A 25,319-nucleotide genomic window follows, 5' to 3' on the forward strand; every position below is an offset into this window, starting at 1 on the left:
CTCGGGGAGCGGCCCCAGACGTCGTTGTCCGCCACCACAAGGAAACCGTGATGGCCTATTTCCTGTTCAGACGGCTCATATCGGCCATTGGCCTGATCCTGGTCGTCAGCATCGTGTCCTTCGTCCTCATCCAGGCGCCGCCCGGCGACTATGGCGACACGCTGAAATCGACGGCCATGAGCCGTGGCGGCATGAGCGAGATCGATGCCGAGAAGATGGCGCAGGATGCGCGCATCCGCCTCGGCCTCGACAAGCCGCTGCCGCTGCAATATCTGAGCTGGATCGGCGGCATCGTCACCCGTGGCGATTTCGGGCCGTCCTTCCTGCAGAACAAGCCGGCTATGACGGTGATCGGCGAGCGCATCTGGTGGACGCTCGGCATCGCCATCACCTGCCACATACTGGCGACCTTCTTCGGCATCGGCCTCGGCATCTTCGCCGCCGTCAACCAGCATCGCTGGGGCGATACGGCCGCAACCGTCTTCGCCTTCCTCGGCATGACCATTCCGCGCTTCTTCATGGCGCTGGTCATCCTCTACATCCTCGCCTTCGTCGTGCAGTCGCCCTATATCGGCTCGCTCTTCTCGGCCAATTACGTGCTCGCGCCCTGGTCGATCGACCGCTTCATCGACCTGATCAAGCATATCTGGCCGGTGATCCTGATCGCGGCCTTTGGCGGGCTCGCCTATAATCTGCGCGTCATGCGCGGCAACCTGCTCGACGTGCTGCGCCAGCCCTTCATCGAGGCGGCGCGCGCCAAGGGCCTGCCCGAGCGCAAGGTGATCTTCAAGCATGCGGTGCCGAACGCCGTGCATCCGCTGATCATGTATCAGGGCGTCATCATGCCCTACATGATCTCGGGCGAGCTCGAGGCGGCGATTATCCTGTCGATCCCAACCATCGGCCCGCTGATGCTCAAATCCCTGATTTCCGACGATATCTACGTCACGGCCACGATCTTCATGCTGCTCTCGGTCATACTGATCGTCGGCAACTTCCTGGCCGACATGCTGCTCGCGCTGATCGATCCGCGCATTCGCCACGGAGCCGGCCGATGAGCATGATCCCGACTGTCGAGCCGCATCTGGAAGCCCCGGCGATCGTCGACGAGGACGGCCTGCTCGCCGCCTCGCTCGGCCCGGCGACGCGCTCGGCCAGCTATTCGAGCCTGATCTGGCGCCGCTTCCGGCGCAACCGCGTCGGCATGATCGGCCTCATCCTGGTCTCCGCGCTGCTGCTCGTCACGATCTTCTCGAGCTTCCTGTCGCCTTATGATCCGACCGCCCGCAACCGCGAAAGCATCTACCTGCCGCCGCAGGCGATGCATTTCTTCGGCACGGATGGCTTCCAGATCGTGCCCTTCACCCATCCGATCACGATCGACATGGACCCGGACACCTTCGCGCTGAAGCCGATCGAGGACACGACGAAGGCCTGCACGCCGGAATTCCTCGGCAAGGGCTGGAAATATACCTTTCTCGGCATTCCGATGGAGCGCCACCTGCTGACGCCGGCGGCCGATTGCCCGTTCCATCTCGTCGGCACGGATCGCGATGGCCGCGACATGCTCTCGCGCCTCCTGACGGGCGGAAAGCTGACGCTGCTGATGGCGGGCTTCGTCGTCGCCGTCTCGGTGATGATCGGCACCATCGTCGGCATCGTCTCGGGCTATCTCGGCGGCTCGACCGATCACTGGATCCAGCGCTGCGTCGAGTTCATCCTGGCGCTGCCGGAACTGCCGTTCTATTTCGCGCTCGTCGCGATCATCCCGAGGAATGCCGATCCGTTCCAGGTCTTCCTCATGCTGGTCGGCATTCTCGCCTGCCTGAAATGGGCGCAGCTCGCTCGCGAGATCCGCGGCAAGACCATGTCGATCGCGCAGCTCGACTACATCACCGCCGCCGAGGCGATCGGCGCGCGCACGCCGCGCATCGTCACCAAGCACATCCTGCCGAACGTCATGAGCCATGTCGTCGTCGCGACCACGCTGATGATCCCTTCGGTGGTGCTGCTGGAGAGCTTCCTCTCCTTCCTCGGCATTGGCGTCCGTCCGCCGCTGGTGAGCTGGGGCCTGCTTCTGAACGCGGCGAGCGACCTGCAGAATCTCGGCTCCTACCCCTGGGTTCTGGCGCCCGTCGGCGCGATCCTGGTCACCGTGATGGGCTTCAACATGTTCGGCGATGGCCTGCGCGACGCCATCGACCCGTATCAGAACTGAGGAGGCCCAAGCCATGTCTTCGACCACCGAAAGCCGGCACCTCCTCGAAGTCTCCGACCTCGATGTCCGCTTCAAGCTCGACGCAGCCAAGGTCCATGCGGTGAAGGGAACCTCGTTCCATGTCGATCGCGGCGAGACGCTGGCGATCGTCGGCGAAAGCGGCTCGGGCAAGTCGGTGACTGCGCGCGCGATCATGCAGCTCCTGCCGAAGAACGCGACCGTCGCGCCGCAAACGCGGATCCTCTTCCAGGGCGCGCGGATCGACAATCTGGCGAGCGGGCCGATGCGGGCGATCCGTGGCAACGGCATCGCCATGATCTTCCAGGAGCCGATGTCGTCGCTGAACCCGGTCTACAGGATCGGTGACCAGATCGCGGAAACGCTGCAGCTGCACCAGGGTCTTTCGAAGAGGCAGGCGCTGGCGCGCGCGCTCGACCTGCTGAAGGAAGTGCGCATTCCCGATCCCGAGGCGCGGCTGGAACAATATCCGCACCAGCTCTCGGGCGGCCAGCGCCAGCGCGTCATGATCGCGATTGCCATCGCCAACAATCCCGAGCTGCTGATCGCCGATGAGCCGACCACCGCGCTCGACGTCACCGTGCAGGCGGAAATCCTGAAGCTCATCCGCCAGATCCAGGCGAATTATCGCATGGGCGTCATCCTGATCACCCATGATCTGACGATCGTGCAGAAAGTCAGTGATCGTGTCGCCGTCATGCGGCTCGGGCAATTGGTCGAGACGGGTGATACGCCCGAGATCTTCGCCCGCCCGCAGCATCCCTATACGAAGAAGCTCATCGCCTCTGAGCCGAAGGGGCGGCCGAACCCGGTTGCCGACGATCGGCCCATCCTGCTCGATGCCGAGAAGGTCCGCGTGCAGTACCAGCTGAACTGGGGCGGCATCTTCAGCAAGAAGACGCGCACGCTGGTCGCGGTCGACGATGTCAGCCTGAAGCTGCGCACGGGCGAGACGCTCGGCGTGGTGGGGGAGAGCGGATCGGGCAAATCGACGCTCGGCAAGGCGATCCTCCGCCTCGTCCATCTCGATGGCGGCGAAGTCACCTTCAAGGGCGAGCGCATCGACGCCAAGACCAAGGTCGAGATGCGCCGCTTCCGCCCGCATATGCAGATCGTGTTCCAGGACCCGTTCTCCTCGCTCAATCCGCGCCTCTCCGTACGCCAGATCGTCGAGGAGGGATTGATCGTGAACGGGCTCGGGGGCTCGGCCAAGGAGCGCGACGCGCAGGTGCGCAGGACGCTGGAGGAGGTCGGCCTCGATTCCAACGCGTTGAACCGATTTCCGCATGAGTTTTCCGGCGGCCAGCGCCAGCGCATCGCGATCGCCCGCGCGCTGATCCTCAACCCGGAATTCATGCTGCTCGACGAGCCGACCTCGGCGCTCGATCTCTCCGTGCAGGCGCAGGTGATCGACCTGCTGCGCGATCTGCAGCGCCGGCGCGGCCTCACCTACCTCTTCATCTCGCATGATCTGAAGGTCGTGCGAGCGCTCTGTCACAAGGTCATCGTCATGTCCGGCGGCAAGGTCGTCGAAGCCGGGACGACCGACCAGGTGATGGACGCGCCGCGCGAGGACTATACGAAACGCCTGATCCGAGCGGCCCTCGAGGTCGACGCCTGAGTAACGAAACCCGAAACCTCCCACCTGCCAGAGACTTGCCATGACCAAGATCGCCATGATCGGCGCCGGCTCCACGGTATTCATGAAGAACCTCCTCGGTGACATCCTGTCCGAGGAAAGGCTCGCCACCTCCACCATCGCGCTGATGGATATCAACGAGCAGCGGCTCGAAACCTCGAAGAAGGTGGCGCAGGGCATTGCCGAGGCGGTCGGTGCATCGCCGACGATCGAGGCGACGACGGATCGTCGCGCCGCGCTCGACGGCGCCGACTATGTCGTGCTGATGATCCAGGTCGCCGGCTACAAGCCCGGCACCGTGACGGATTTCGAGGTGCCGAAGAAATACGGCCTGCGCCAGACCATCGCCGATACGCTCGGCGTCGGCGGCATCATGCGCGGCCTCAGGACCGCGCCCGTTCTGGTCGATATCGCCCGCGACATGAAGGAGCTCTGCCCCAACGCGCTGATGCTCCAATACGTCAACCCGATGGCGATCAATTGCTGGGCGCTGTCGCGCTTCGTGCCTGAGATCCGCACCGTCGGCCTCTGCCATTCGGTGCAGGGCACGGCGAAGGAGCTCTCGGAAGATATCGGCGTGCCGATCGACGAGATCCGCTACATGGCGGCCGGCATCAACCACATGGCCTTCTACCTGAAGTTCGAGCATCACAAGCCCGACGGCACGATCGAGGACCTCTATCCCGCGATCAACCGCGTCTATGCCGAGGGTCGCGTGCCGGACTGGAACCGCGTCCGCTACGAGGTGCTGAAGCATTTCGGCTATTTCGTCACCGAGAGCTCCGAGCATTTCTCCGAATATACGCCCTGGTTCATCAAGCGGAACCGGCCGGAGCTGATCGAGAAGTTCAACATCCCGCTCGACGAATATATTCGCCGTTGCGAGGTGCAGATCGCGCGCTGGAACGACGAGGAGAAGGAACTGCTCGCCGGCGGCGCCATCAAGGTGAAGCGCAGCCATGAATATGCGGCGCGCATCATCATGGCCGAGATCACCGGCGTGCCGACCGTGATCAACGGCAATGTCCCGAACAATGGCCTGATCGACAACCTGCCGCAGGGTGCTTGCGTCGAGGTGCCGTGCCTGGTCGACCATAACGGCATCCAGCCGATCAAGGTCGGCAAGCTGCCGGTCGAGCTCGCCGCGATGATGCAGACCAACATCAACGTGCAGGCATTGACGGTCGAAGCGCTGGCGACCGGGCGGCGCGATCACGTCAAGCAGGCGGCGATGCTCGATCCGCACACGGCGGCCGAGCTGCCGCTCGAAGACATCGCCAATCTCGTCGACGACCTGATCGACGCGCATAAGGGCTGGGTGCCCGAACTCGCCTGATCCTCCCGCCCGTCCTCCCCGGGCACTGACCCGGCCGAACGGCGAACCGTTCGGCCGGGGCTTCTTTGCCGGTAACGGAACCGTGCCGGGGCCATCCGCATTGCTCCTCCAGCGGACGAAACCGCATGAGGCTGAAGGAGGCCAGGATGCTGAGCTGGGCGATTTTCTTTTTGGTTGTGGCGCTTGTCGCAGCTGTTCTCGGATTTGGCGGTATCGCCGGCACGGCGATCGGCATCGCCAAGATCATCTTTATCGTTGCGATCGTTCTCTTCCTGATCTCCGGTGTCATGCACCTGATGCGAAGAGCCTGATCGGCTTCAACAAAAAACCCCGCCTCATCGAGGCGGGGTTTTTTTGTGTCTTCAGGCCGGAAACGACCGGGCCGGATGTCAGGCGCGGATCGACATCGCCTGACGGATTTCCTCGATCGAGCTCTTGGCGCTCTCCTCGGGCGGCAGCGGCTCGGCCCCGTCCATCACCGATTGCAGGCGGGCGCGAGCGCGCGAGACGCGGCTCTTGACGGTGCCGACCCGGACGCCGCAGATCTCGGCTGCTTCTTCATAGGAGAAACCGCTGGCGCCGATCAGGACCAGCGCCTCGCGCTGTTCATCTGGCAGAAGCTGCATGGCGCGCAGGAAGTCGTCGAGCTCGAGATGGCCCGACTGGGCGGCGCCCTCCGAAAGGCGCGCTGCATGCAGGCCTTCCGCATCCTCGACTTCGCGGCGACGCTTGCGGCCTTCCGAATAATACTGGTTACGCAGGATGGTCACCAGCCAGGCGTGAAGATTGGTGCCCTCCTGGAACTTGTCGCGATTGGCGAGTGCGCGCATCACGGTCTCCTGGACGAGATCGTCGGCGCGGTCGCGATTGCCCGAGAGCGAGCGCGCGAAAGCGCGCAACATGGGCAAGGCCTCGACCAATTCGTTCTTCATGGCTGTCTCCTTGGCGATCAGACGCCTTGGGGCATGGGACGGACGTCAGGCAGCGCCGGGTGCGGGCTTCGACGGATCGGAGGTTTCCTCGTCGATGCGCTCGAGCAACGACATGATGTCGTCGGGGAGCGGCTCGTTCAGGGCATCGTCAAACACGCGGCGCAGCTGGCGGCCGATCCAGTCTTCCTTCTTGCCCTGGCTATCGGCCACAGCCAAAGAGTGCGGGGCCCTCAGCCCCTTCGTATCCTTATCGTCATTGCTCACTGCATTCGTCCCGACCTAGGCCAATGTCACGCCCCACCTTGCTTGGGCACGCGGCTGATGCTTCTTAATGCAATGATGACAAATCGGTTCCCATCGCATGGAACCGATTTCGAGGTTCGGCATTCTAGGTTGAAAGACTGACCGCTTCAGGAAGGGAATCTCTATGTCCGATGGTCTATCGCAGGCCCTGGCGCCGCACCTGCCGTTCCTCCGCCGTTACGCGCGCGCGCTCACGGGTGGACAGAAGAGTGGTGATGCCTATGTCCGGGCCTGTCTTCAGGCCATCGTCAACGAGCCTTCGGTGATCGACCGCGACCTGCACCCCAAGGTCGCCCTCTATCGGCTCTTCCATGCGATCTGGTCCGGAACGCAGGTTGGCGCCGACGAAACCATCGAGGGTCTGAGCCGCCAGGAATCGACGGCGCAGCAGCGCCTCGCCGCCATGACGCCGGAGAGCCGGCAGGCCCTGCTCCTGACGGCGATGGAGGGCTTCTCGGAAGCCGATGCTGCGCTGGTCATGCAGGTCCCCGAAAGTTCCATCCAGGCGCTCGTCACAGAGGCGCTGTCGGAAGTCGAGCGGCAGACGCGCACCCGCGTCCTCATCATCGAGGATGAGCCGATGATCTCGATGGATCTCGCCAGCATCGTCCAGGAACTCGGGCACGAGGTGGCCGCGGTCGCCCGGACGCGCATGGAGGCGGTCCGCGCCGCCGGGCAGGAGCAGCCGGGGCTCGTCCTCGCCGATATCCAGCTCGCCGATGGCTCCTCCGGCATTGATGCCGTCAAGGATATCCTGTCGGGCTTCAGCGTGCCGGTGATCTTCATCACCGCCTTCCCGCAGCGCCTTCTGACCGGCGAACGGCCCGAGCCGACCTTCCTTCTCACCAAGCCGTTCGATCCGCGCACCGTCAAGGCCGCGATCAGCCAGGTCCTGTTCTTCAATTCGGCTGCCTCGCTGGCGGCCTGACGCCGCCAATTGCCAGATTCGGCACCGACGAACCTGTTTTCGGGTCGAAAGCGAACGCGTTTCGCTTTCGACCCTTTCGTGCATGCGTGCTCGCCGAACGTCATCTCTTCATCCCCTGATCGGCCAGCGATCGTCCCTGTCCGGAGGCAGGCGATGATCGCGCCATCAGGGATGACGAGAAGCGTGCGCCGGCCCCGACGAACCCGAGGAGAGTGAGATGAGCGCGATACTTGGGTTTCTGTTTGGACCCGGCAGGCCGTTGCCGCCGGATCCCGTATCGTGGACAGATGCGCTGCTCTATGGCTGGCCGGATCTGCTCATCGCGATCTGCGCGATCGTGATCGCGGTCGCCGCGATCCGCTTCCGGCGACGCCGTGGCGATCTGCCGGCGCCTTATCGCCGGGCTGGCCTGGCGATCATTCTGCTGCTGATTGCCGTGGCGATCCGGAGCCTGACCGCCTTTCTCCATCCCCTGCTGCCGCTTTCGGGCGGGATGGGGCTCATCGCCATGGCGGCGGCGCTGCTCGCGCTCACGGCCGCCATCCTCGCGCGCTTCGTCGTGCCGGAACTGCTCGCTTTGCCATCGGCACGGCAGATGGAGCGGGCCAACCAGCACCTGAAGTCGGAGATCCAGGCCCATATCGACACAATGCGGCAGCTCACCGATGTCCGCAACGAGCTCGAGGAGAAGGTCGCCCGCCGGACCAGCGAACTGACCCAGACCAATCAGCGTTTCGAGGCGGCGTTGACCGGCTCGGATATCGCCGTCTTCACGCAGGATCGCGATCTCATCTTCACATGGGCCTATGATCCGCGCCTCGGCCGCCTCTTCGGCGATGTCGTCGGCAAGACGGACGACGCCGTCTTCCCGCCCCCCGTTGCGGCCGAAGTGGCGTCGGCCAAGCGCGGCGTGGTCGAAACGGGCCATGGCGCGTCGATCAATGTCGCCGTCCCGTCCGAGGATGGCGATCTCCAATATCTGCGCCTGTCGATCGAGCCGCTGCGCGACGCCGAGGGCGAGACGATCGGGCTGACCTCGGCGGTGGTCGACCTCACGGAGCGCCATGACTACGAGACACGGCTCTCCGCGCTGACATCGAGCCTCGCTCAAGCCAATGCGCGCTTCGATCTGGCTCTGCGCGGCTCCAGCATCTCCGTCTTCAGCCAGGATACGGAGCTGCGCTACAACTGGGTCTACAATCCCCCGGTCGGCCTCAGCGCCGATGAGCTGATCGGCAAGAGCGACAGCGACATGTGGGACGGTCCCGAGGTATCGCCGCTCCTCGCGATCAAGCAGGGTGCGCTCTCATCAGGCGAAGTGCGAACAGGAGACGTTGTGCTGCCGATCGGTGGCAGCGAGCATCATTTCAAGGTGCGGGTCGAACCGATCCTCGGCACCGACCATGAGCCGATCGGGCTCGCCGGCGTGGCCGTCGACACGACGGAAGCGCATCGGCAGGAAGCGCATCTGCGGCTCGTCATGCGCGAGCTGACCCACCGCTCGAAGAACCTGCTCGCGGTCATTCAGGCCATGGCGCGCCAGACGGCGGCGCGCTCGGATGATCCCGAGACCTTTGTCATCCGCTTCTCAGCCCGGCTGCGCGCCATGGCGGCGTCGCAGGACCTGCTCGTCGCGCAGGAATGGCACGGGGCGAGCCTGCGCGAACTCGTCGAGGCTCAGTTGGCCCAGGCGGTGGAGCCGGGCTCGGGACAGGTTGCGATCACGGGTCCGGATCTGAGCCTCAAGCCCGATGCGGCGCAGAATATCGGTCTGGCGCTGCATGAGCTGACGACCAATGCGTCGAAATATGGCGCGCTCTCGAGCCCTGGCGGCCGCATTCTGCTGTCCTGGTCGATCCGGGACGGCGGGCTCTTCCGCCTGCATTGGGAAGAGCAGGGCGGGCCGGAGGCACGCAAGCCTCAACGCACGGGATTTGGCGTCACGCTGCTGGAGCGCACCGTCGGGCAGGCGCTGGACGGCACCGTCGAACTCGACTTCCGGCCGTCCGGCGTCGTCTGCAACATCGATATCCCGGCAAGCCATGTGAAGGCCTGAGATCGTGCCGAGGCTGGGGCCGGTGCGTCCGACCTCAGCGCCTGCGCCCCATGCCGCCCATCAGCCCGATCGCGAAGGCGATCGCTGATGCTGTGGCGTCGCTGGAGGCGGGGGCCTGGCGACGTCGCTGGTTTTTGCTGATCGCCATGGCGATGAAGATCACGAGGCCGATGATCAGGAAGACGGCAGCCACGATCAGCTTGGCCGCGAGCGACCCATAGACCATGACCAGGGCCTCGAAGCCGGCGGAGGCCGTAAAGCCGATGCCGACCAGTATGAACAGCGCCGCAAGGGCGCTCCAGGCGAAGTGGCGCAATGTGCGCACCGTCGCCTGGGCCGCCGTCGCTGTCGCTATGCTGGCGAGCGCTTCCAGCAACCCGCTCATCGGCGACCTATCAGCGCGCCGATGACGAGGCCGATGCCCGCGGCGATCAGCACGGAGGGAACCGGATTGGCCGTGATGCGGCCTTCGATGTCCTCGGCCAGATGCTCGCCACGGCGACGCGCATCCTCGGCAGACGAGCGCACCGTCTCGCTCGCGGCATGGGCTGCATCGCGAAACGCGTCGGCACCCGCCTCGGCCTTCTGGCTGGTGAACGAGCGGATCGTCTCGGTCAGGCCGAGCAACTCAGCCTGGATGGCCTTGACCTGTTCAGAAAGATCCAAACCATCCGTGGTCTTACCCGACATTTTAGTCTCCTTTCGGCGTCCTCGGTGGCGCACTCTGATTATACTAGACTATCGCTTACGACAGCGGGCGGTCTTGAGCCTGATCAATGGAAGCCCTGTCGATCGCGTCGATCGAGACGGCGAGTTCAATGATCAGATACTCGAATGCCTCCCTTTCGCTCGGCGGAGCAAGGCGTGCCAGCCGCATGATGGTCCGTTGCCAGTGTCGAAGGGTTTCGATCTTCTGCTCCACTGACAGCGCCGTGTCGGATACGACATCCGACGGCGCCTTGAACCCGGCATAGCCTTGATCGTGAAACGCTAAGACACTCATAATTGCGTATTTCCCAGTTTAACCAACCCCCTGTTCCGTCTGCGATGCAACGGCCGGAATGGGAGCTTGGTTCCGCCTGGGGCGCGAGAGACGGCAGGGGTGCGACGCAGAACGCCCGCGCGATGCGGGCGCAACGATCCTTTGGGGCCCTGGAATCGTGCGAAGCGCGGGAATCAGGCCCCGCCAAGGCCCGAAAAGACGGCGTAGCGGCCGGAAAGCGGCTTGCGCCGTGGCGTCGCCCAGCCGCCGACCTTCGAGGTGGAGAGGCCGAGGGTGGCGAGGTTCTCGATCAGCTTGACGGCGGCCGAAACGCCCTCGATCACCGGCAAGCCGTGCTCGCCCGAGAGCGAGCGGGCGAGATCGGCCATGCCGGCGCAGCCGAGCACGATCGCCTCGGCGCGGTCCTCGCGGATCGCACGGTCGATTTCGCTCGAAACGCGGTCGCGCGCGGCCGAATGCGGGTCTTCCAGCGCCAGCACGGGCACTTCGGCGGCGCGGACCCGTCCGCAGCGCGAGGCGAGGCCATAGCGATGGAGATTATGTTCGAGTGCGGGGATTGAGCGGGAAAGCGTCGTCACGACGCTGAAGCGACCGGCGACCAGGGAAGCCATGTGATAGGCGGCCTCGCCGATCCCGACCACCGGGGCGCGCGCAAGCGAGCGCGCGGCATCGAGGCCGGTATCGTCGAAGCAGGCGATGACGTGGCCGGCGAGATCCTCGCCATCCTCGCGCGCGATCTCCTCCAGCATGCCCGGCACGGACAGCGCCTCGTCGAAATAGCCCTCGATCGAGACGGGCCCTTCGTCGGGTTGCGCGGCGATGATCGTCGTCCCGGGTGCTGCGACGGAGCGCGCTGCAGCCGCGATCTTCGCCGTCATGCTCGCCGTCGTGTTCGGATTGACCACCAGGATACGCATCAGATTCTCCAGACGTCTCAGACCACGCCCTTGCCGGCATCGGATCCATGGCGGCGGCGCCGCGCCTGGACGATCAGCACCGCGATGAAGGCGGTCAGGATCACGGCGAAGGAGACCGCGGTCGTCACGGTTCCAAGCGCATAGATCACCGGCGTCGTCACCGTGGTCGTCAGGCCGCGCAAGGTCAGCGGCAGCGTATTGGCCGAGCCGACCGCCTGGCTCGAACGGGCGATCTCGTCCCAGGAGAGCGTGAAGCCGAAAAGGGCGACGCCGACCAGCGAGGGCAGGATCATCGGCAGCACCACATAGCGGAAGGTCTGCCAGGGCGAGGCGCCGAGATCGCGCGCCGCCTCTTCATAGGCCGGATTGAAGCGGTTGAAGACGGCGAACATGATCAGAAGGCCGAAGGGCAGCGTCCAGGTCAGATGCGCGCCGAGGCCCGATGTGAACAGGCCCATCAGGGTCTGGTAATTGTCCTGGATCGAGGTGCCGATCCAGCCGAGGAAATTGGTCCAGGCGGTCGGGTTTTCGATGTCGACATAGTTCTCGACCAGCGTGTCGCCCCAGCCGGTGATCGTCTGGTTCACGAGCTGGAATTCGAGCGCGATGCCGAGCGAGACGACGATCGAGGGCAGGATCAGGCTGGCGATCGCGGTGAAGAACAGCAGGTTGGAGCCGCGGAAGCGCTTGCGGAACGCATAGCCGGCCATGATCGAGATGACGACGGTCACGATCGTGACGACGATGCCGAGCTTGAGCGAGTTGATCAGCGCGTCGACGACATTGGGCACGCCGATGCCGTTCCACAGATTGTGGAACCAGTGCAGCGAGACCCCGTTCATCGGGAAGGTCATGCCGCCGCTCGGTCCCTGGAACGACAGCACGAGGATGGTGATGGTCGGCCCGTAGAGAAAGAGCACATAGAGCGCGAAGATCAGGGTCAGGACGTAGAATGTCTTGGTGCGGCCTTCCGTCATGACCCTCAGAGCTCCTTGCGGATGTCGACGAAGCGCAGCATCGTCCAGATGATCATCAGCACGACGGCGAGCAGCACGATGGCGTTCGCGGCCGCGATCGGGAATTGCAGCGCGGTGATCTGCGTTTCGATGACCTTGCCGGCCGAGGCGATCTGCTGGCCGCCCATCAGGCCGACGGAGATGAAGTCGCCCATCACGACGGTGATCACGAAGATCGAGCCGATGGCGATGCCGGTCTTGGTGAGCGGGATGATGACGTTCCAGAGCGTCTGCCAGGCGCTGGCGCCATTGTCATAGGCGGCCTCGATCAGCGAGCGGTCGATGCGCGACATGGAGTTCAGGATCGGCACGATCATGAAGACCGTGTTGATGTGCACCAGAGAGAGCGTGACGGAAAAGCTCGAATAGAGCAGCCAGTCGATCGGCTGGCTCGTAATGCCGGCGCCCATCAGCGCCTGGTTGACGAGGCCGTTGCGGCCGAGCAGCGGGATCCACGAGATCATGCGGATGACGTTCGACGTCCAGAACGGGATCGTCGTCAGCAGCGCCAGCACGATGCGCATCGTCGGCGTCTTGATCTCGAAGGTCAGGTAATAGGCGATGGTGAAGCCGAGCACGAGCGTGATCAGCCAGACCAGGAAGCAGAATTTCAGCGTCGAGAGATAGGTGCGGAACGTCGTGCAGAGGTCTGGCAGCGACGAGAAGCACTTGTCGAAGGCGGTCAGGTAGTTGTCGCTGACGAAGGCCGGCGCGATTGAATAGCCCGTATAGGTCCAGAAGGACACGATGAAGGTCACGAGCAGCGGCAGGATGAAGAAGATCAGGAAGACCAGTGCCAGTGGAGCGGCTTGCCAATAGGGCGTCCAACGCGATTTCGCTTCCAACATGGGCTGGCAGGCTCCGTTCGGCGGTTTCCGGGTTCAGGATCGGGAGAAGGCCGTCGCCGGCCCGGAAAGCAGCACTTTCCGGGCCGGCGGGCATTGATGCGCGAGCTTCGCCGGCCGATCAGGCGGCGATGAACTCGTTCCACTTCTGGACCATGTAGGCGTTCTCCTTCATGGTCGAGTTCCAGCAGGCGACGGCGCCCATGCGGGTGTCGTAGGAGCCGCCGTCGCGGACCGTGCCGGCCTTCTCGAGCAGGCCGCCGTCCGGACCATGAATGTCCTTCTCGGCCGGCTTGCCTTCCATCCAGAACGCCCACTCATAGGGCTCCATATTCTCCTTGGCCGTCTCCAGCACCGCCGCGTAATAGCCCTGGCGGTTCAGATAGGCGCCGGCCCAGCCGTCGAGGAACCAGTTGATGAATTCGTAGGCGGCGTCGAGCTTCTTGCCCTTCAGCGTCTTGGGCAGGCCGAAGCCCGAGGCCCAGGCGCGATAGCCTTCCTTCAGCGGCTGGAAGGTGCAGGGGATGCCCTTGAGGCGGACGGCCGTCACGGCCGGCGACCACATGGACTGGATGACGGTCTCGCCCGAGGCCATCAGGTTGACGCTCTCGTTGAAGTCGGTCCAGAAGGCGCGGAACTGGCCGGCCTTCTTGGCTTCGATCAGGGTGGCGATCGTCTTGTCGATCTCCTCCTTGGTCATGTTGCCCTTGTCGCCATACTTCACGAGGCCCATGGCTTCGTTGACCATCGCGGCGTCCATGATGCCGATCGACGGGATGTTCAGGATGGCGGCCTTGCCCTTGAACTCAGGATTGAGCAGCTCGGCCCAGCTCTCGATCGGGCGCTTGATCAGGTCGGGGCGAATGCCGAGCGTATCGGCATTGTAGGTCGTCGGGATCAGGGTGATCCACTCGGTCTGCTCCTTGGCGAACTCCTTGCCGCGCTGCTTCTCGAGATAGAACACCTTGTGCGGCGCCGTGCCCTGGTCGCCGATCTTCTTGCCGTTGATCTCGCCCTTGGTCATGACGGTGGCGAGCTTGTCGACGAGCTTCACCTTCTTGGCGTCGATGCCCATCAGGTTGCCCGACGGGATCAGGTTGGGAAGGCTCGCATATTCGCTGTCGACGAGGTCGAACGAGTCGGGCTGGGTGATGATGCGCTTGGTGACGTCGTCGGTGGTGACGGTCACATATTCGACGTTGATGCCGGTGACTTCCTTCGCCTTGGCGGCGATGGCGGGCGACTGGTTGGTCGCCGTCGAGAGATAGCGCAGCGTGATCGGCTCGTCCGCATGGACCGCCGGGAAGCCGGTCACGGCCGTGGTGCCGATGAAGCCGGCGGTGATGGCCGACCCCTTCAGCAGGGTGCGGCGGGAAATACCGCCGGTCGTGGTCTTGGTCATGGCTGAACTCTCCTCTGGTGGCATTATCGGAAGGTGACTGGATTCAGGCGGCCAGTTCGTGGATGTCCGCTGGGTCCCATGAGACGCTGACGGTCTCGCCGGTCTCGAACGGCCGGGCATAGAAGGTGCGCTCGGGCACGATCGCCATCATGTCCAGCCCGCTCTCGGTGGCGAGGCTGACATAGACGGCGGTGCCCTGATATTCGACGTCGCGGACGGTCGCCGGCGTGCCGGCGGTTCCGCCCGGGCCAACCGAAAGCCGGTCGGAGCGGACGGAGATCTTGCGCCCGTCGATCGGCATCACATTGTGGCCGCCGATGAAGCGGGCGACGAATTCGGTCGCCGGCGCGTTGAAGATGTCGCGCGGATTGCCCTGCTGCTCGATCTTGCCGTTGTTCATGATGATGATCAGGTCGGCGAGCGCCATCGCTTCTTCCTGACTGTGCGTCACATGGATGAAGGAGATGCCGAGTTCGCGCTGGAAGCGCTTCAATTCGGCGCGCACGCGGATCTTCAGGAACGGATCGAGCGCGGAAAGTGGCTCGTCGAGGAGCAGGATCTGTGGATCGGTGACGAGCGCGCGGGCGAGGGCCACGCGCTGCTGCTGGCCGCCGGAAAGCTGGCTCGGCAGGCGCTCGGCATAGCGCTCCATGTCGACCGTCTTCAGCGTCTCGGTCGCCTTGATCGAACGCTCGACCTTGTTGACGCCCTTCATCTTGAGCGAGAAGGCGACATTGTCGCGAACCGAGAGATGGGGAAACAGCGCATAGGACTGGAACATCATCGCCGTGCCGCGCTTGGCCGGCGGCAGGTCGTTCACGACGTCATTGCCCAGCACGATGTCGCCATCCGAGACGCTCTCATGGCCTGCGATCATGCGCAGCGTCGAGGATTTGCCGCAGCCCGATGGGCCGAGCAGGCAGCAATAGGTTCCCGCCTTGATCTTCAGGTCGATCGCATCGACCGCGGTCGTGTCGCCGTAGCGCTTGGTGACGGAAGCCAGTTCCAGATCGGCTGCTCGTGCCATCGTCGTCTCCGTGTGGACCAGAACGATGATCGCAATTCATGTGCCAACAGGAGCTGCAGCAGGGGAGGGCAAGTTAACGGTTTGAAATAATTGATGAAAGATCGCTATGCCACTTTTCGGGTCATGGAGGGGCTGCCAATTTCGGATGCACAAAGTTTAATCGCGCGAGCACAATGTCTGCATATTTTTGTATACGATCCTGGTCTTGCTTCGTTTGGGCCGTGGGCTAGTCTGGGCTTCGGTGGTTCGCGCCGCCGGCATTTTCCGGCCGCGTCCGCCCCGTGGATATTGCGAGAATGCCAGGACCAGCCCGCGCGGCCGCCGATGCCGCGCCTTCCGTCATCAGCAGTCGCACGCCGCTTCGCAGCGCGCGCGCCACGACGATTTATCGCGAGCTGCTGGCGGCGATCGTCGATCATCGTCTCGCGCCCGGGACGCGCCTGCCCGAGGACGAGGTCGGCGCGGTCTATGGTGCGAGCCGGACGATCGTGCGCTCGGCGCTCGAGGCGCTGTCGCATGAGGGTGTCGTCAATATCGAGCCGAACCGCGGCGCGATGGTGGCTCATCCGACCGTCGCCGAGGCGCGCTCGATCTTCGAGGCGCGGCAGCTGATCGAGCCGCGCGTCGCCGCGACGGCGGCGCTGCGCGCGAGCGCGGCCGATGTTGCCATGCTGCGGCAGCAGGTCGACGAGGAGCATGCCGCGCTCCATTCGGGCGACCATCGCCGCGCGATCGTTCTCTCCGGCGACTTTCACAATTCGATCGCCGCGATTGCCGGACAGCCGATCTTCGCCGGCTTCGTACGTGAGCTCGTGGTCCGCTCGGCGCTGATCCTGTCGCTCTATTGGCGCCGCCGCGAGGCGACCTGCGCGACGCCGGCCCATGGCGCCCTGATCGCCGCGCTCGCCGCCGGCAATGCGACGGAGGCGTCCACTCTGATGGCCGAGCACATCGCCGATCTGGTCGATGGCCTCGACCTGACGGAACGAAGCGCCGCGCCGGTCTCGCTCGCCGACATACTGAGCCTGCGCGAGAAATAGCGCTGCGCCACAGGGAGGGCTTGCCGCGGAGCCGCCCTTCGCGATAGAAAGCGTCGTTCCGACACCGACTGTGTCGAGAGCCGTAAGCGTTACCGTGAACCAACGCGCTCACAAGACCCACCATAAGCCGTGGGTCCCGCCTCTTGAGGCGAGCGCACGGCCTGTTTCACGGAAACTATCATGACGTCATCTTCGTCCAATCGTTCGTTCGGCAAGCTGCCCGCGCGCTATCATGCGGTCGCTTTCCCGTTCATTCTCTCCATCTTCATGTGCGGCATGGTTTCGGCTGTGTCGACCCTGAGGGGATTCGGTCTCACACCGGATTTCCTCAGTCGTTGGGGCTCGGCCTGGCTACTGTCCTGGTTCATCGCCTTTCCCGTGCTGCTCATGATCCTGCCTCTGGTGCGTTGTCTGGTTGCCGCCATCGTCGCTGCGCCGGCGCGTTGAAGCGCGCGGGCGGCCGTACCTGATTGGCCGCCCTGCATTTCCGCGCTGCATGCTCCCGATTTGTGCAAGAGTAGATTGGAATTGCTCAAAGGACCGTCTTGACGCTCGTTCAAGAATTTGTCCAAATGATCAAGAGTTTTCCGACGGCGCGCCGAAAGCCTGAAAAACCAGAGGGCGGCGTGCCACGGAAACGGGGGCCGTGTCCGACGCCGCGTCTCTTGCGGGCGCATGGGCATGGTCTCGTCATCGACCCAGGGCCGTTTCGGCCGCGAGGGAGGAGAGAGCATGCCGTCGAGCGCTCCCGATATTGCCGCAGGTCGCCTGTCGCCTGCCGAATATGCCGCCAATTTCAACGACATCCATCCGCCGCTCGACCAGCACCAGGCCTTGGTCGAGGCGGATCGCTGCTATTTCTGCTATGATGCGCCCTGCGTGAAGGCGTGCCCGACATCGATCGACATCCCGCTCTTCATCCGCCAGATCCTGACGCATAATCCGATCGGCTCCGCCGAGACGATCTTCGAGCAGAACATTCTGGGTGGCATGTGCGCCCGCGTCTGCCCGACCGAGACGCTCTGCGAAGAAGCCTGCGTGCGCGAGGAAGCCGAGGGCAAGCCGGTGAAGATCGGCCTGCTGCAGCGCTACGCCACCGATACGCTGATGGAAGAAGAGGGCGAGCAGCCCTTCGAGCGCGCGCCCTCGACCGGCAAGCGCGTCGCGGTCATTGGCGGCGGCCCGGCCGGCCTCTCCGCCGCCCACCGCCTCGCCCGCCATGGCCATGACGTGGTCATTTACGATGCGCGCGAGAAGGCGGGCGGGCTCAACGAATACGGCATCGCCGCCTATAAGGCGCCCGACAATTTCGCGCAGGCCGAGGTGGATTTCGTGCTTTCGATCGGCGGCATCACCGTCGAGCATGGCAAGGCGCTTGGCCGCGACATCACGCTCGGAGAGCTGAAGCAGTCCTATGACGCCGTCTTCCTCGGCATGGGCCTTGCCGGCGTCAATGCGCTCGGCCTCGCGGAGGAAGCGCTGCCCGGTGTCGCGGATGCGGTCGACTACATCGCAGAGCTGCGCCAGGCGAAGGATCTCGGCAGTCTTCCCGTAGCCGGCAAAATTGTCGTCGTCGGCGGCGGCATGACGGCGATCGACGTCGCCGTGCAGTCGAAGCGGCTCGGCGCCGACGAGGTGACGATCGTCTATCGTCGCGGCCAGGACAAGATGGGCGCCTCGCTCTACGAGCAGGAACTGGCAGCCACCAGCGGCGTCGTCATCCGCCACCATGCCAAGCCCGCCGCCCTCAAGGTCGAGGATGGCCGCGTCATCGGCATGACCTTCGAGAAGACCGCCGACCAGGATGGCCGGCTCGTCGGGACGGGCGAGACCTTCGATCTGTCCGCCGACATGGTCTTCAAGGCGATCGGCCAGACCTTCGTGCCGGGGGCGCTCAACGGCGCGGCCGATGCGATCGCGCTCGATCGTGGTAAGATCAAGGTCGACGAGGAGCGGCGGACATCGATCTCCGGCGTCTGGGCGGGCGGCGATTGCGCCGCCACCGGCGAGGATCTGACGGTCGCCGCCGTCGCCGACGGCCGCATTGCGGCCGAGTCCATTCATCGCGCGCTCACCGCAGCCTGAGGAAGGACGTTCCCATGGCCAATCTCGCGTCCAATTTCATCGGTATCAAATCGCCCAACCCGTTCTGGCTCGCTTCGGCGCCGCCGACGGACAAGGCCTATAATGTCGTCCGCGCTTTCAAGGATGGCTGGGGCGGCGTCGTCTGGAAGACGCTCGGCACCGATCCGCCCGTCGTCAACGTTTCGGGCCCGCGCTATGGCGCGATCCATTCGAATGACCGGCGCCTGATCGGCCTGAACAATATCGAGCTGATCACCGATCGTCCGCTGGACATCAACCTCCAGGAAATCAAGCAGGTGAAGCGCGACTGGCCTGATCGGGCGCTGGTCGTCTCGCTGATGGTCCCCTGCGAGGAGCACTACTGGAAGGACATCCTCGCCAAGGTCGAGGAAACCGAGGCCGATGGCGTCGAGCTCAATTTCGGCTGTCCGCACGGCATGAGCGAGCGCGGCATGGGCGCTGCCGTCGGCCAGGTGCCGGAATATGTCGAGATGGTCACGCGCTGGTGCAAGCAGCATTCGCGCATGCCCGTCATCGTCAAGCTGACGCCGAACATCTCCGATGTCCGCCAGCCGGCCCGCGCCGCGATGCGCGGCGGCGCCGATGCCGTATCGCTGATCAACACGATCAATTCGATCATCGGCGTCGACATCGACAATTTCGCCCCGATCCCCACCGTCGACGGCAAGGGCAGCCATGGCGGCTATTGCGGCCCGGCGGTCAAGCCGATCGCGCTCAACATGGTGGCGGAAATCGCCCGCGACCGCGAAACGCACGGCCTGCCGATCTCCGGCATTGGCGGCATCACCACCTGGCGCGACGCGGTCGAGTACATGGCTCTCGGCGCCGGCAATGTGCAGGTCTGCACGGCGGCCATGACCTATGGCTTCCGCATCGTGCAGGACATGATCACTGGCCTTTCCGAATATATGGACAAGCACGGCTTCTCGTCCGTCGACGAGATCGTCGGCCGTGCGGTCGGCAATGTCACGGACTGGCAGTATCTGAACCTGAACTATGTCGCCAAGGCCAAGATAGACCAGGATCTCTGCATCAAGTGCGGCCGCTGCCACATCGCCTGCGAGGACACCTCGCACCAGGCGATCACGTCGATGCTCGACGGCAAGCGCCATTTCGAGGTCATCGACGCGGAATGCGTCGGCTGCAATCTCTGCGTCAATGTCTGCCCGATCGAGAACTGCATCACGATGGAGCCGATGACCTCGGGCACCGATCCGCGCACCGGCTTCCCGATCTCGAACGAATACGCCAACTGGACGACCCATCCCAATAATCCGATGGCAAAGCCCGTGGCTGTCGTGGCGGAGCCGGCGGAGTAGGGGGGGGGCGCCCGCGCCGCTTGTCCTCAACACTCCCCCCAAGGAAGGTAGAAAAAAACGCGTGTGCGTTTCGGGGGGGCAGGTAATTACGCCTGACTTAGTTGTATCCTGAGACGCAGGACCCCCCCCCTCTTCAAAACCACGATGAGGTTTTGGCCGGCCCTCAAGATGATTAGCGCGGGCGATTTGGGTCATAATGTGAGAGGCTCTGTGTGCTAGACTTGACCGTCATTTGCGCTGTAAGCGGTCTATAGATGGCAGCTCGCCGCATCACCTTCCGTTGAAGGCTTCATCGAAGGAGTATAATACACGCTTAGCTAGGCGATGCGTAACTATAGCTTCTTCTATTGTCGTATTTCTGGCCCAGGCATGAGCAAATGCGTGTCGCCAATTCAATATTTGCGTATAATTGGACTCAATATTTTTACCAATCTTTTTATCAATATTCTTTCTTCGCTTAGAAATCAATGACTTGAACCTGATATTCACGTCAGAATCAAAAGTCTCAGTGTATTTATATAAGTCCGGTATGGAAATTCTACTGTTCAGTTTCTTGAAATTATTGAAGGTGAAATTTCCGAATGCGGCGTGATGTTTATTTGCGTAGTTGAATAGCGTCTCCTTAACGCAGGTTTCGTAGGAAGCCGCTATTGAAACAACCAAGAGGCCGGCCAGATCGGCGCGAAGCTGCCCCGCGTCGATTCGATCGACGGGTACATGTTGTCGAATCTCGCTGACCAACTGCTCGATACGATTGAAGTGTCTGTCCAAATCGGCTCTAGGCATGGGTCAGAATTTTCCGTGCTGCTTCGAGCCGAGACCGCAAGACCAAGGTATCTGTCGTTCCGCCGCTTATGTGCTCTGTAAACGATGAATCCCGTAGAAGTTCGGTATATCGCGATCTAAGGTCATCTGCTGATATGTAACTATTTTCCAATAGAGTTACCATTACGGATTCCAAGACTGCGGCATTAATTACGCGCTTTGGCCGGAATGGGTTATCCAAGGCGTTGTTAACTTTATTGACGATAAGTGGAAATGTATTCTTAAATCGCGCGGCGCGCTCAGAAGAAAAATCACGGTTCGAGTCCATTTGGCCATTCAGGTACTGTAACATTGGCTTTTCATAGTCGGCCCAAACCTCGAATAGTCCGAATAACCTTAGTATGAGCTCGATGTCTTTTTGGTTCTTGTCGGGCTTCTTGATTCCAAGGATTTTGTGCCATCCTGGTGTAAGATTGAGCGCCTTGAGCTCATCAACGATTTTTCCTCTATATACTGCGTTGCGAATTTCCTGCGGCTTCAACTGTGTGCCGCCTGTATTAAGGCGCTCAAAAATATGAAAAACGCTGTCGTTTCGAAGGCTTGGTTTTAGCTGCTTTATATTTATTGCACGCAGTGTCGAATTCCGCAGCTTGCGCTGATCTCTTTGCGAAAGCTCCAAAAACGTCTTTCCGTTGTATTCGGAGCGTTCCGACAAACCCTTTAGCTTGAATATCTGTCTACGATTTTGGTTGTCAGGCTCACCGAAAAAGCCGTCTAGAAAATACTTAACTGACATGATGCGCTGTTGCCCATCAATAACTTCAAGTTGATCCTCAATATTTACATAAAGAAAAACCTGTGGGACCGGCAGTCCCATAAGAAAAGACTCAATCAGCTTAGAAGCTTGCTCGATTTTCCAAACATACCTGCGTTGGTAGAAGGGGATGATAATGTCACCGCGCTGTACTTGGGAAGCGAGAAGCTCAAGCGTAGGATCAGACGGAGAAACCGAGATATCGAATTCGACAAATGGAGTCTCCTCATTTTCTTCTTCGGTGGTGAGGTCGTCTATCTCATAGTTTTCGGCCACTCGCGGTCCCCTATTTCAACAATTGAGTAATACTGCGTAAGAAAATGACCTTACGTCAATGGCGCAAATCGCAGTTGGCTATCGTTCGAGCGCCTTTTCCCGCAGTTCGTATCAGCCCTCCATCAAACAGGAGTAGTTCTACGCATCGTTTACCAAGAAAATGCGGGGCGCTGTATCGCTGGCAGGCTCCTCTACCTCAGCAGTCCCAGGAACGGAGCGAGCTCCCGCGCCGCCGCTGCGCCGGCGCGGTTGGCGCCGATCGTCGAGGCGGAGGGGCCGTAGCCGACCAGATGGATGCGCGGGTCCTTCGCTACCTGGGTTGCGAGGCGCCCGGTCATCTTGATGCCACCGCCCGGGGCCTCGCGCAGTTGCAGCGGCGCCAGATGGTCGAGCGCGCTGCGAAAGCCGGTGCACCAGAGAATGACGTCGGCCTGCTGCTCGCTGCCGTCGGCCCAGCGCACGCCCTGTTCGGTGATCTCGGCAAACATCGGCAGGCGTTTCAGCACACCGCGCTCGCGCATGGCGATTATTGCCGGTGTCACCGGCAGCCCGGTCACGGATACGACGGAGGTCGGCGGTTCGCCCCGCCGCACGCGCTCTTCCACCAGAGCGACAGCGGCGTGGCCGGCCTCGTCATTGAAGGGCCCCTCACGGAATTCCGGCGGCCGGCGCGTGACCCAGATCGTCGTCGCGACATGCGAGATCTCGTCGAGAAGCTGCAGCGCCGAAATGCCGCCGCCGACGATCACGACGCGCTGGCCGGCAAATTCGGCGGCAGTGCGATAGTCGCGCGTGTGGAGCTGGCGCCCCTTGAAACGCGCAGCGCCAGGATAGTCCGGAATATAGGGCGTTTCCCACGTGCCCGTCGCATTGATCAGACCGCGCGCGGCGAAATTGACCCGGTCCGTCTCGATGCGGAGGCGTTCTCCGCGATCGCACACGACCTTGACGTTGACGGGCCTGTAGATCGGCAGCGCGAAGGCCTTCTCATAGGCGGCGAAATATTCCGGCACGGCGACCGATGCCTGGACCTGGCCCGCGCTCGTATCGACGGCGTCGGAAAAGCGCATGCCGGGCAGGTCGTGGATGCGGTTGACGGTGGAGAGCGTCAGCGTCGGCCAGCGATATTGCCAGGCGCCGCCCGCTTGCGCCGCATGGTCGAGCACGAGGAAGCCGGTCTGCGGGGCAATGCCGAGCTTCTTCAGATGATAGGCCGAGGAGAGCCCGGCCTGTCCGGCGCCGATGACGACGATATCGACCTTGACCGCGACGTTCGGATTGCGGGTCGGCGTAATGTCGTTGCCGCTCGCGACGGATTGCTCCGCCGCCGCCTCGCCTGAGCCTTCCATGATGCCTCGCCCGTTTCGTGTCCGAACGGCCTATGTAGGATGCGACGTCTGAAGGAACCATGCCCGCGCCGGCGGCCCGGCTGCAGACCCGGCGCTCAATGTTCGAGCGCGCGGATTTCCTCATTGGCCCGGCGCAGCCGCTCGGAGAAGTCGCGCATCATGTTGGCGTAGATCGTCGTCAATATATGCGGAGCTGTGCGGCCGAGATCGTGGATCGCCTCGACGGAGAAGCCGTAGCAGACGACCCGCTCGCTCGCGACCACGTCGGCCGAGCGGCGGCCACCATCGAGCAGCGCCATTTCGCCGAAGGTGAGGCCGGGTCCCATCGAAGCGAGCCGGAGCGTCTGGCCCGTGCCCCTGTCGGGGAGTTCGACCGTCACGGTGCCGCGTGCGACGACGAAGAAGAGCAGCGCCGGATCGCCGGCACGAATGATCCGGTCGCCGGCCTCGAACACCATCGGCCGGGCCAGCATTTCGAGCAGCTTCAGATCCTCGCGCGCCAGCCCCTTGAAGATGTCGAGCTCGGCGAGCGCGAAGCGCGTCGCGTCATAGCTGATGCCGGCCTCGGCGATGATCGCGTTTTCGCAGAGTTCGAGCGCGGCGTCGCGATGATCGAAGATCTGCCCCGGCAGGATGTCCTCGAAGGTCGCGCGCAGCGGCGCGAGCGATGAATCCTGGCCGAGATGCGTCACCAGAAGCCGACGCCCCTCCTCGACGAAGGAGGTCGCGAGCCGCGCGAGCAGCTTGCACGCCGCTTCGTCGGCATAGGGCACGCGGCGGAAATCGAGGATCATGTGGCTCGGTCGAGGGTCGATCTCGCCGATCCGGCGAATGAGCCTCTCGGCCGAGCCGAAGAAGAGCGGCCCCTGAACCTCGACCAGGCAGATGCGGCGGCCCGTTTCCTTGAGCAGCTTGCGCTCCGGCGGGTTGCGCGCGCGCTTCGAATGAATGACGTCGCCATGGAGCTCGCGGCGGATCGCCGTGGCCGTCGAGACATGGCTGCGGAAGATGTTGAGGCGAAAGTCCTGCGCGATCTCCTTGCAGGCGGCGACGCCGCGCACGCTGTTGCCGTGCTGGTCGATCGGCGGCGAGAAGACGGCGATGCCGAGCTGGCCCGGAATCACCGCGAGGATCGAGCCGGCGACGCCGCTCTTCGCGGGAATGCCGACATCGTAGGACCATTGGCCGGCATAATTATACATGCCGCAGGTGTTCATGACGGTCAGCACGTCGGCGACGAATTCGGCCGCGATGGCGCGTTCGCCCGTCAGCGGATTGACGCCGTCATTGGCCAGCGTCGCCGCCATGACGGCGAGGTCCCGGCAGGTGACGCGCACGGAGCACTGGCGGAAATAGACGTCGAGTATGTCTTCCGGCACGCCGCGGATCATGCCGGAATTCAGCATCATATAGGCGATGGCGCGGTTGCGATGGCCGGTCTGCTGTTCGGAACGAAAGACGGCCTCGTCGATGCTGAGGCGCCGCCCGGCGAGACGCGAGAACAGCGTGAGCATGGTCTCGGCCCGTTCCTCGCCGGTCGCGCCCTTGATCGTCTCGGCAATGGCGATCGCGCCCGCATTGACCATCGGATTGAACGGGCGGTTATGCACCTCGTCGAGGATGATGGAGTTGAACGCTTCGCCCGTTGGTTCGACGCCCACCCGTTGCAGCACGGCCTCGCGGCCATAGCGCTCCAGCGCATAGCCATAGGCGAAGGGTTTCGATACCGACTGGATGGTGAATTCGTAATCGGCGTCGCCGGCCGTATAGGTCTTGCCGTCGATGGTGGCGATGGCGATGCCGCAGAGCTTCGGATCGGCCTTGGCGAGTTCGGGGATATACGTCGCGACATTGCCACCGGAGAGGCGGCTGATGCGGAAATGCAGTTCAGCGAGGTAATCGGCGACCAGTCCGTCGGAACCGGATGGCTGGGCGTACGGATCGATGGCGCTCGGACTGCTCGACAACATGGACACCCCCACGATATTGCACGGCAAATTGCATGCAATT

The 25,319-nt window shown here is 63.1% G+C and carries 25 protein-coding genes; 11 read left to right on the forward strand and 14 right to left on the reverse strand.

Annotated elements, in window-relative coordinates; all coding sequences use genetic code 11:
* Positions 1–50: 50 nt before the first annotated feature.
* The 5 genes from QO014_RS23635 to QO014_RS23655 all read left to right on the forward strand — a co-directional run bounded on the left by QO014_RS23635 (position 51) and on the right by QO014_RS23655 (position 5,522).
* A complete protein-coding gene (locus tag QO014_RS23635) occupies positions 51–1,058 on the forward strand; it encodes an ABC transporter permease (RefSeq protein WP_266351238.1) in 1,008 nt (335 codons plus the stop codon).
* Complete coding sequence (locus tag QO014_RS23640; RefSeq protein ID WP_266351239.1) at positions 1,055–2,218, forward strand: ABC transporter permease; 1,164 nt, start codon at positions 1,055–1,057, stop codon at positions 2,216–2,218. The genes QO014_RS23635 and QO014_RS23640 overlap by 4 nt, the downstream gene beginning before the upstream one ends.
* Before the next feature lie 13 nt (positions 2,219–2,231).
* Positions 2,232–3,857, forward strand: coding sequence for an ABC transporter ATP-binding protein (locus tag QO014_RS23645; RefSeq protein WP_266351240.1), 1,626 nt, complete (start codon positions 2,232–2,234; stop codon positions 3,855–3,857).
* A 40-nt stretch (positions 3,858–3,897) separates the two neighbouring features.
* Complete coding sequence (locus QO014_RS23650) at positions 3,898–5,211, forward strand: alpha-glucosidase/alpha-galactosidase (protein WP_266351241.1); 1,314 nt, start codon at positions 3,898–3,900, stop codon at positions 5,209–5,211.
* A 146-nt stretch (positions 5,212–5,357) separates the two neighbouring features.
* Positions 5,358–5,522, forward strand: a complete 165-nt coding sequence (locus tag QO014_RS23655) for a DUF1328 domain-containing protein (RefSeq protein WP_266351242.1) — start codon at positions 5,358–5,360, stop codon at positions 5,520–5,522.
* 78 nt (positions 5,523–5,600) lie between these two features.
* On the opposite strand, the gene QO014_RS23660 is transcribed toward QO014_RS23655, so the two are convergent.
* Positions 5,601–6,143: a sigma-70 family RNA polymerase sigma factor gene (locus QO014_RS23660; protein ID WP_266351243.1), complete on the reverse strand. Its 543-nt coding sequence runs from the start codon at positions 6,141–6,143 to the stop codon at positions 5,601–5,603.
* 45 nt (positions 6,144–6,188) lie between these two features.
* Positions 6,189–6,407, reverse strand: coding sequence for a NepR family anti-sigma factor (locus tag QO014_RS23665; protein WP_266351244.1), 219 nt, complete (start codon positions 6,405–6,407; stop codon positions 6,189–6,191).
* Between the two features lie 163 nt (positions 6,408–6,570).
* On the opposite strand from QO014_RS23665, the gene QO014_RS23670 reads away from it, so the two are divergent.
* Positions 6,571–7,374 (forward strand): response regulator, encoded by an 804-nt coding sequence (locus tag QO014_RS23670; RefSeq protein WP_266351245.1) that lies wholly within the window; start codon positions 6,571–6,573, stop codon positions 7,372–7,374.
* Positions 7,375–7,591: 217 nt separating this feature from the next.
* Entirely contained in the window at positions 7,592–9,430 is a 1,839-nt protein-coding gene (locus QO014_RS23675; protein WP_266351246.1) for a sensor histidine kinase, read from the forward strand.
* Positions 9,431–9,464: 34 nt separating this feature from the next.
* Here the strand turns inward: QO014_RS23675 and QO014_RS23680 are convergent, their stop codons facing one another.
* The 8 genes from QO014_RS23680 to QO014_RS23715 all read right to left on the reverse strand — a co-directional run bounded on the left by QO014_RS23680 (position 9,465) and on the right by QO014_RS23715 (position 15,640).
* Entirely contained in the window at positions 9,465–9,815 is a 351-nt protein-coding gene (locus QO014_RS23680; RefSeq protein ID WP_266351247.1) for a hypothetical protein, read from the reverse strand.
* A complete protein-coding gene (locus QO014_RS23685; RefSeq protein WP_266351248.1) occupies positions 9,812–10,120 on the reverse strand; it encodes an ElaB/YgaM/YqjD family protein in 309 nt (102 codons plus the stop codon). Before QO014_RS23685 ends, QO014_RS23680 begins: the two co-directional genes overlap by 4 nt.
* 55 nt (positions 10,121–10,175) lie before the next feature.
* Complete coding sequence (locus tag QO014_RS23690) at positions 10,176–10,352, reverse strand: hypothetical protein (RefSeq protein WP_266351249.1); 177 nt, start codon at positions 10,350–10,352, stop codon at positions 10,176–10,178.
* A 254-nt stretch (positions 10,353–10,606) separates the two neighbouring features.
* The gene (locus QO014_RS23695; RefSeq protein WP_266351250.1) at positions 10,607–11,350 is read right to left on the reverse strand and encodes an aspartate/glutamate racemase family protein; all 744 of its coding nucleotides are present in this window, start codon (positions 11,348–11,350) and stop codon (positions 10,607–10,609) included.
* A gap of 17 nt (positions 11,351–11,367) precedes the next feature.
* The gene (locus QO014_RS23700; RefSeq protein WP_266351251.1) at positions 11,368–12,327 is read right to left on the reverse strand and encodes an ABC transporter permease; all 960 of its coding nucleotides are present in this window, start codon (positions 12,325–12,327) and stop codon (positions 11,368–11,370) included.
* 5 nt (positions 12,328–12,332) lie between these two features.
* Positions 12,333–13,214, reverse strand: a complete 882-nt coding sequence (locus QO014_RS23705) for an ABC transporter permease (protein ID WP_266351252.1) — start codon at positions 13,212–13,214, stop codon at positions 12,333–12,335.
* Between the two features lie 118 nt (positions 13,215–13,332).
* Positions 13,333–14,613 carry an ABC transporter substrate-binding protein gene (locus QO014_RS23710; protein ID WP_266351253.1) on the reverse strand — a complete coding sequence of 427 codons (1,281 nt, stop codon included), beginning with the start codon at positions 14,611–14,613 and terminating at the stop codon, positions 13,333–13,335.
* 43 nt (positions 14,614–14,656) lie between these two features.
* Positions 14,657–15,640 (reverse strand): ABC transporter ATP-binding protein, encoded by a 984-nt coding sequence (locus QO014_RS23715; protein WP_266351254.1) that lies wholly within the window; start codon positions 15,638–15,640, stop codon positions 14,657–14,659.
* A gap of 296 nt (positions 15,641–15,936) precedes the next feature.
* On the opposite strand from QO014_RS23715, the gene QO014_RS23720 reads away from it, so the two are divergent.
* The 4 genes from QO014_RS23720 to preA all read left to right on the forward strand — a co-directional run bounded on the left by QO014_RS23720 (position 15,937) and on the right by preA (position 20,105).
* On the forward strand, positions 15,937–16,680 hold the full coding sequence (locus tag QO014_RS23720) for a GntR family transcriptional regulator (protein ID WP_266351255.1): 744 nt from the start codon (positions 15,937–15,939) through the stop codon (positions 16,678–16,680).
* Positions 16,681–16,860: 180 nt separating this feature from the next.
* Positions 16,861–17,127 carry a DUF2798 domain-containing protein gene (locus QO014_RS23725; protein ID WP_266351256.1) on the forward strand — a complete coding sequence of 89 codons (267 nt, stop codon included), beginning with the start codon at positions 16,861–16,863 and terminating at the stop codon, positions 17,125–17,127.
* Positions 17,128–17,412: 285 nt separating this feature from the next.
* On the forward strand, positions 17,413–18,765 hold the full coding sequence (locus QO014_RS23730) for an NAD(P)-dependent oxidoreductase (RefSeq protein ID WP_266351257.1): 1,353 nt from the start codon (positions 17,413–17,415) through the stop codon (positions 18,763–18,765).
* 14 nt (positions 18,766–18,779) lie between these two features.
* Entirely contained in the window at positions 18,780–20,105 is a 1,326-nt protein-coding gene (gene preA / locus QO014_RS23735) for an NAD-dependent dihydropyrimidine dehydrogenase subunit PreA (protein ID WP_266351258.1), read from the forward strand.
* Between the two features lie 270 nt (positions 20,106–20,375).
* Here the strand turns inward: preA and QO014_RS23740 are convergent, their stop codons facing one another.
* The 4 genes from QO014_RS23740 to glsA all read right to left on the reverse strand — a co-directional run bounded on the left by QO014_RS23740 (position 20,376) and on the right by glsA (position 25,279).
* Positions 20,376–20,891 carry a HEPN domain-containing protein gene (locus tag QO014_RS23740; protein WP_266351259.1) on the reverse strand — a complete coding sequence of 172 codons (516 nt, stop codon included), beginning with the start codon at positions 20,889–20,891 and terminating at the stop codon, positions 20,376–20,378.
* On the reverse strand, positions 20,884–21,960 hold the full coding sequence (locus tag QO014_RS23745; RefSeq protein ID WP_266351260.1) for a GmrSD restriction endonuclease domain-containing protein: 1,077 nt from the start codon (positions 21,958–21,960) through the stop codon (positions 20,884–20,886). The genes QO014_RS23740 and QO014_RS23745 overlap by 8 nt, the downstream gene beginning before the upstream one ends.
* A gap of 191 nt (positions 21,961–22,151) precedes the next feature.
* Positions 22,152–23,309 (reverse strand): NAD(P)-binding domain-containing protein, encoded by a 1,158-nt coding sequence (locus QO014_RS23750; protein ID WP_266351261.1) that lies wholly within the window; start codon positions 23,307–23,309, stop codon positions 22,152–22,154.
* A 95-nt stretch (positions 23,310–23,404) separates the two neighbouring features.
* Positions 23,405–25,279 (reverse strand): glutaminase A, encoded by a 1,875-nt coding sequence (gene glsA, locus QO014_RS23755; protein WP_266351262.1) that lies wholly within the window; start codon positions 25,277–25,279, stop codon positions 23,405–23,407.
* Positions 25,280–25,319 lie beyond the last annotated feature (40 nt).

The organism is Kaistia dalseonensis, from assembly GCF_030814715.1.
In the GTDB taxonomy this organism is placed as follows: Bacteria; Pseudomonadota; Alphaproteobacteria; order Rhizobiales; family Kaistiaceae; genus Kaistia; species Kaistia dalseonensis.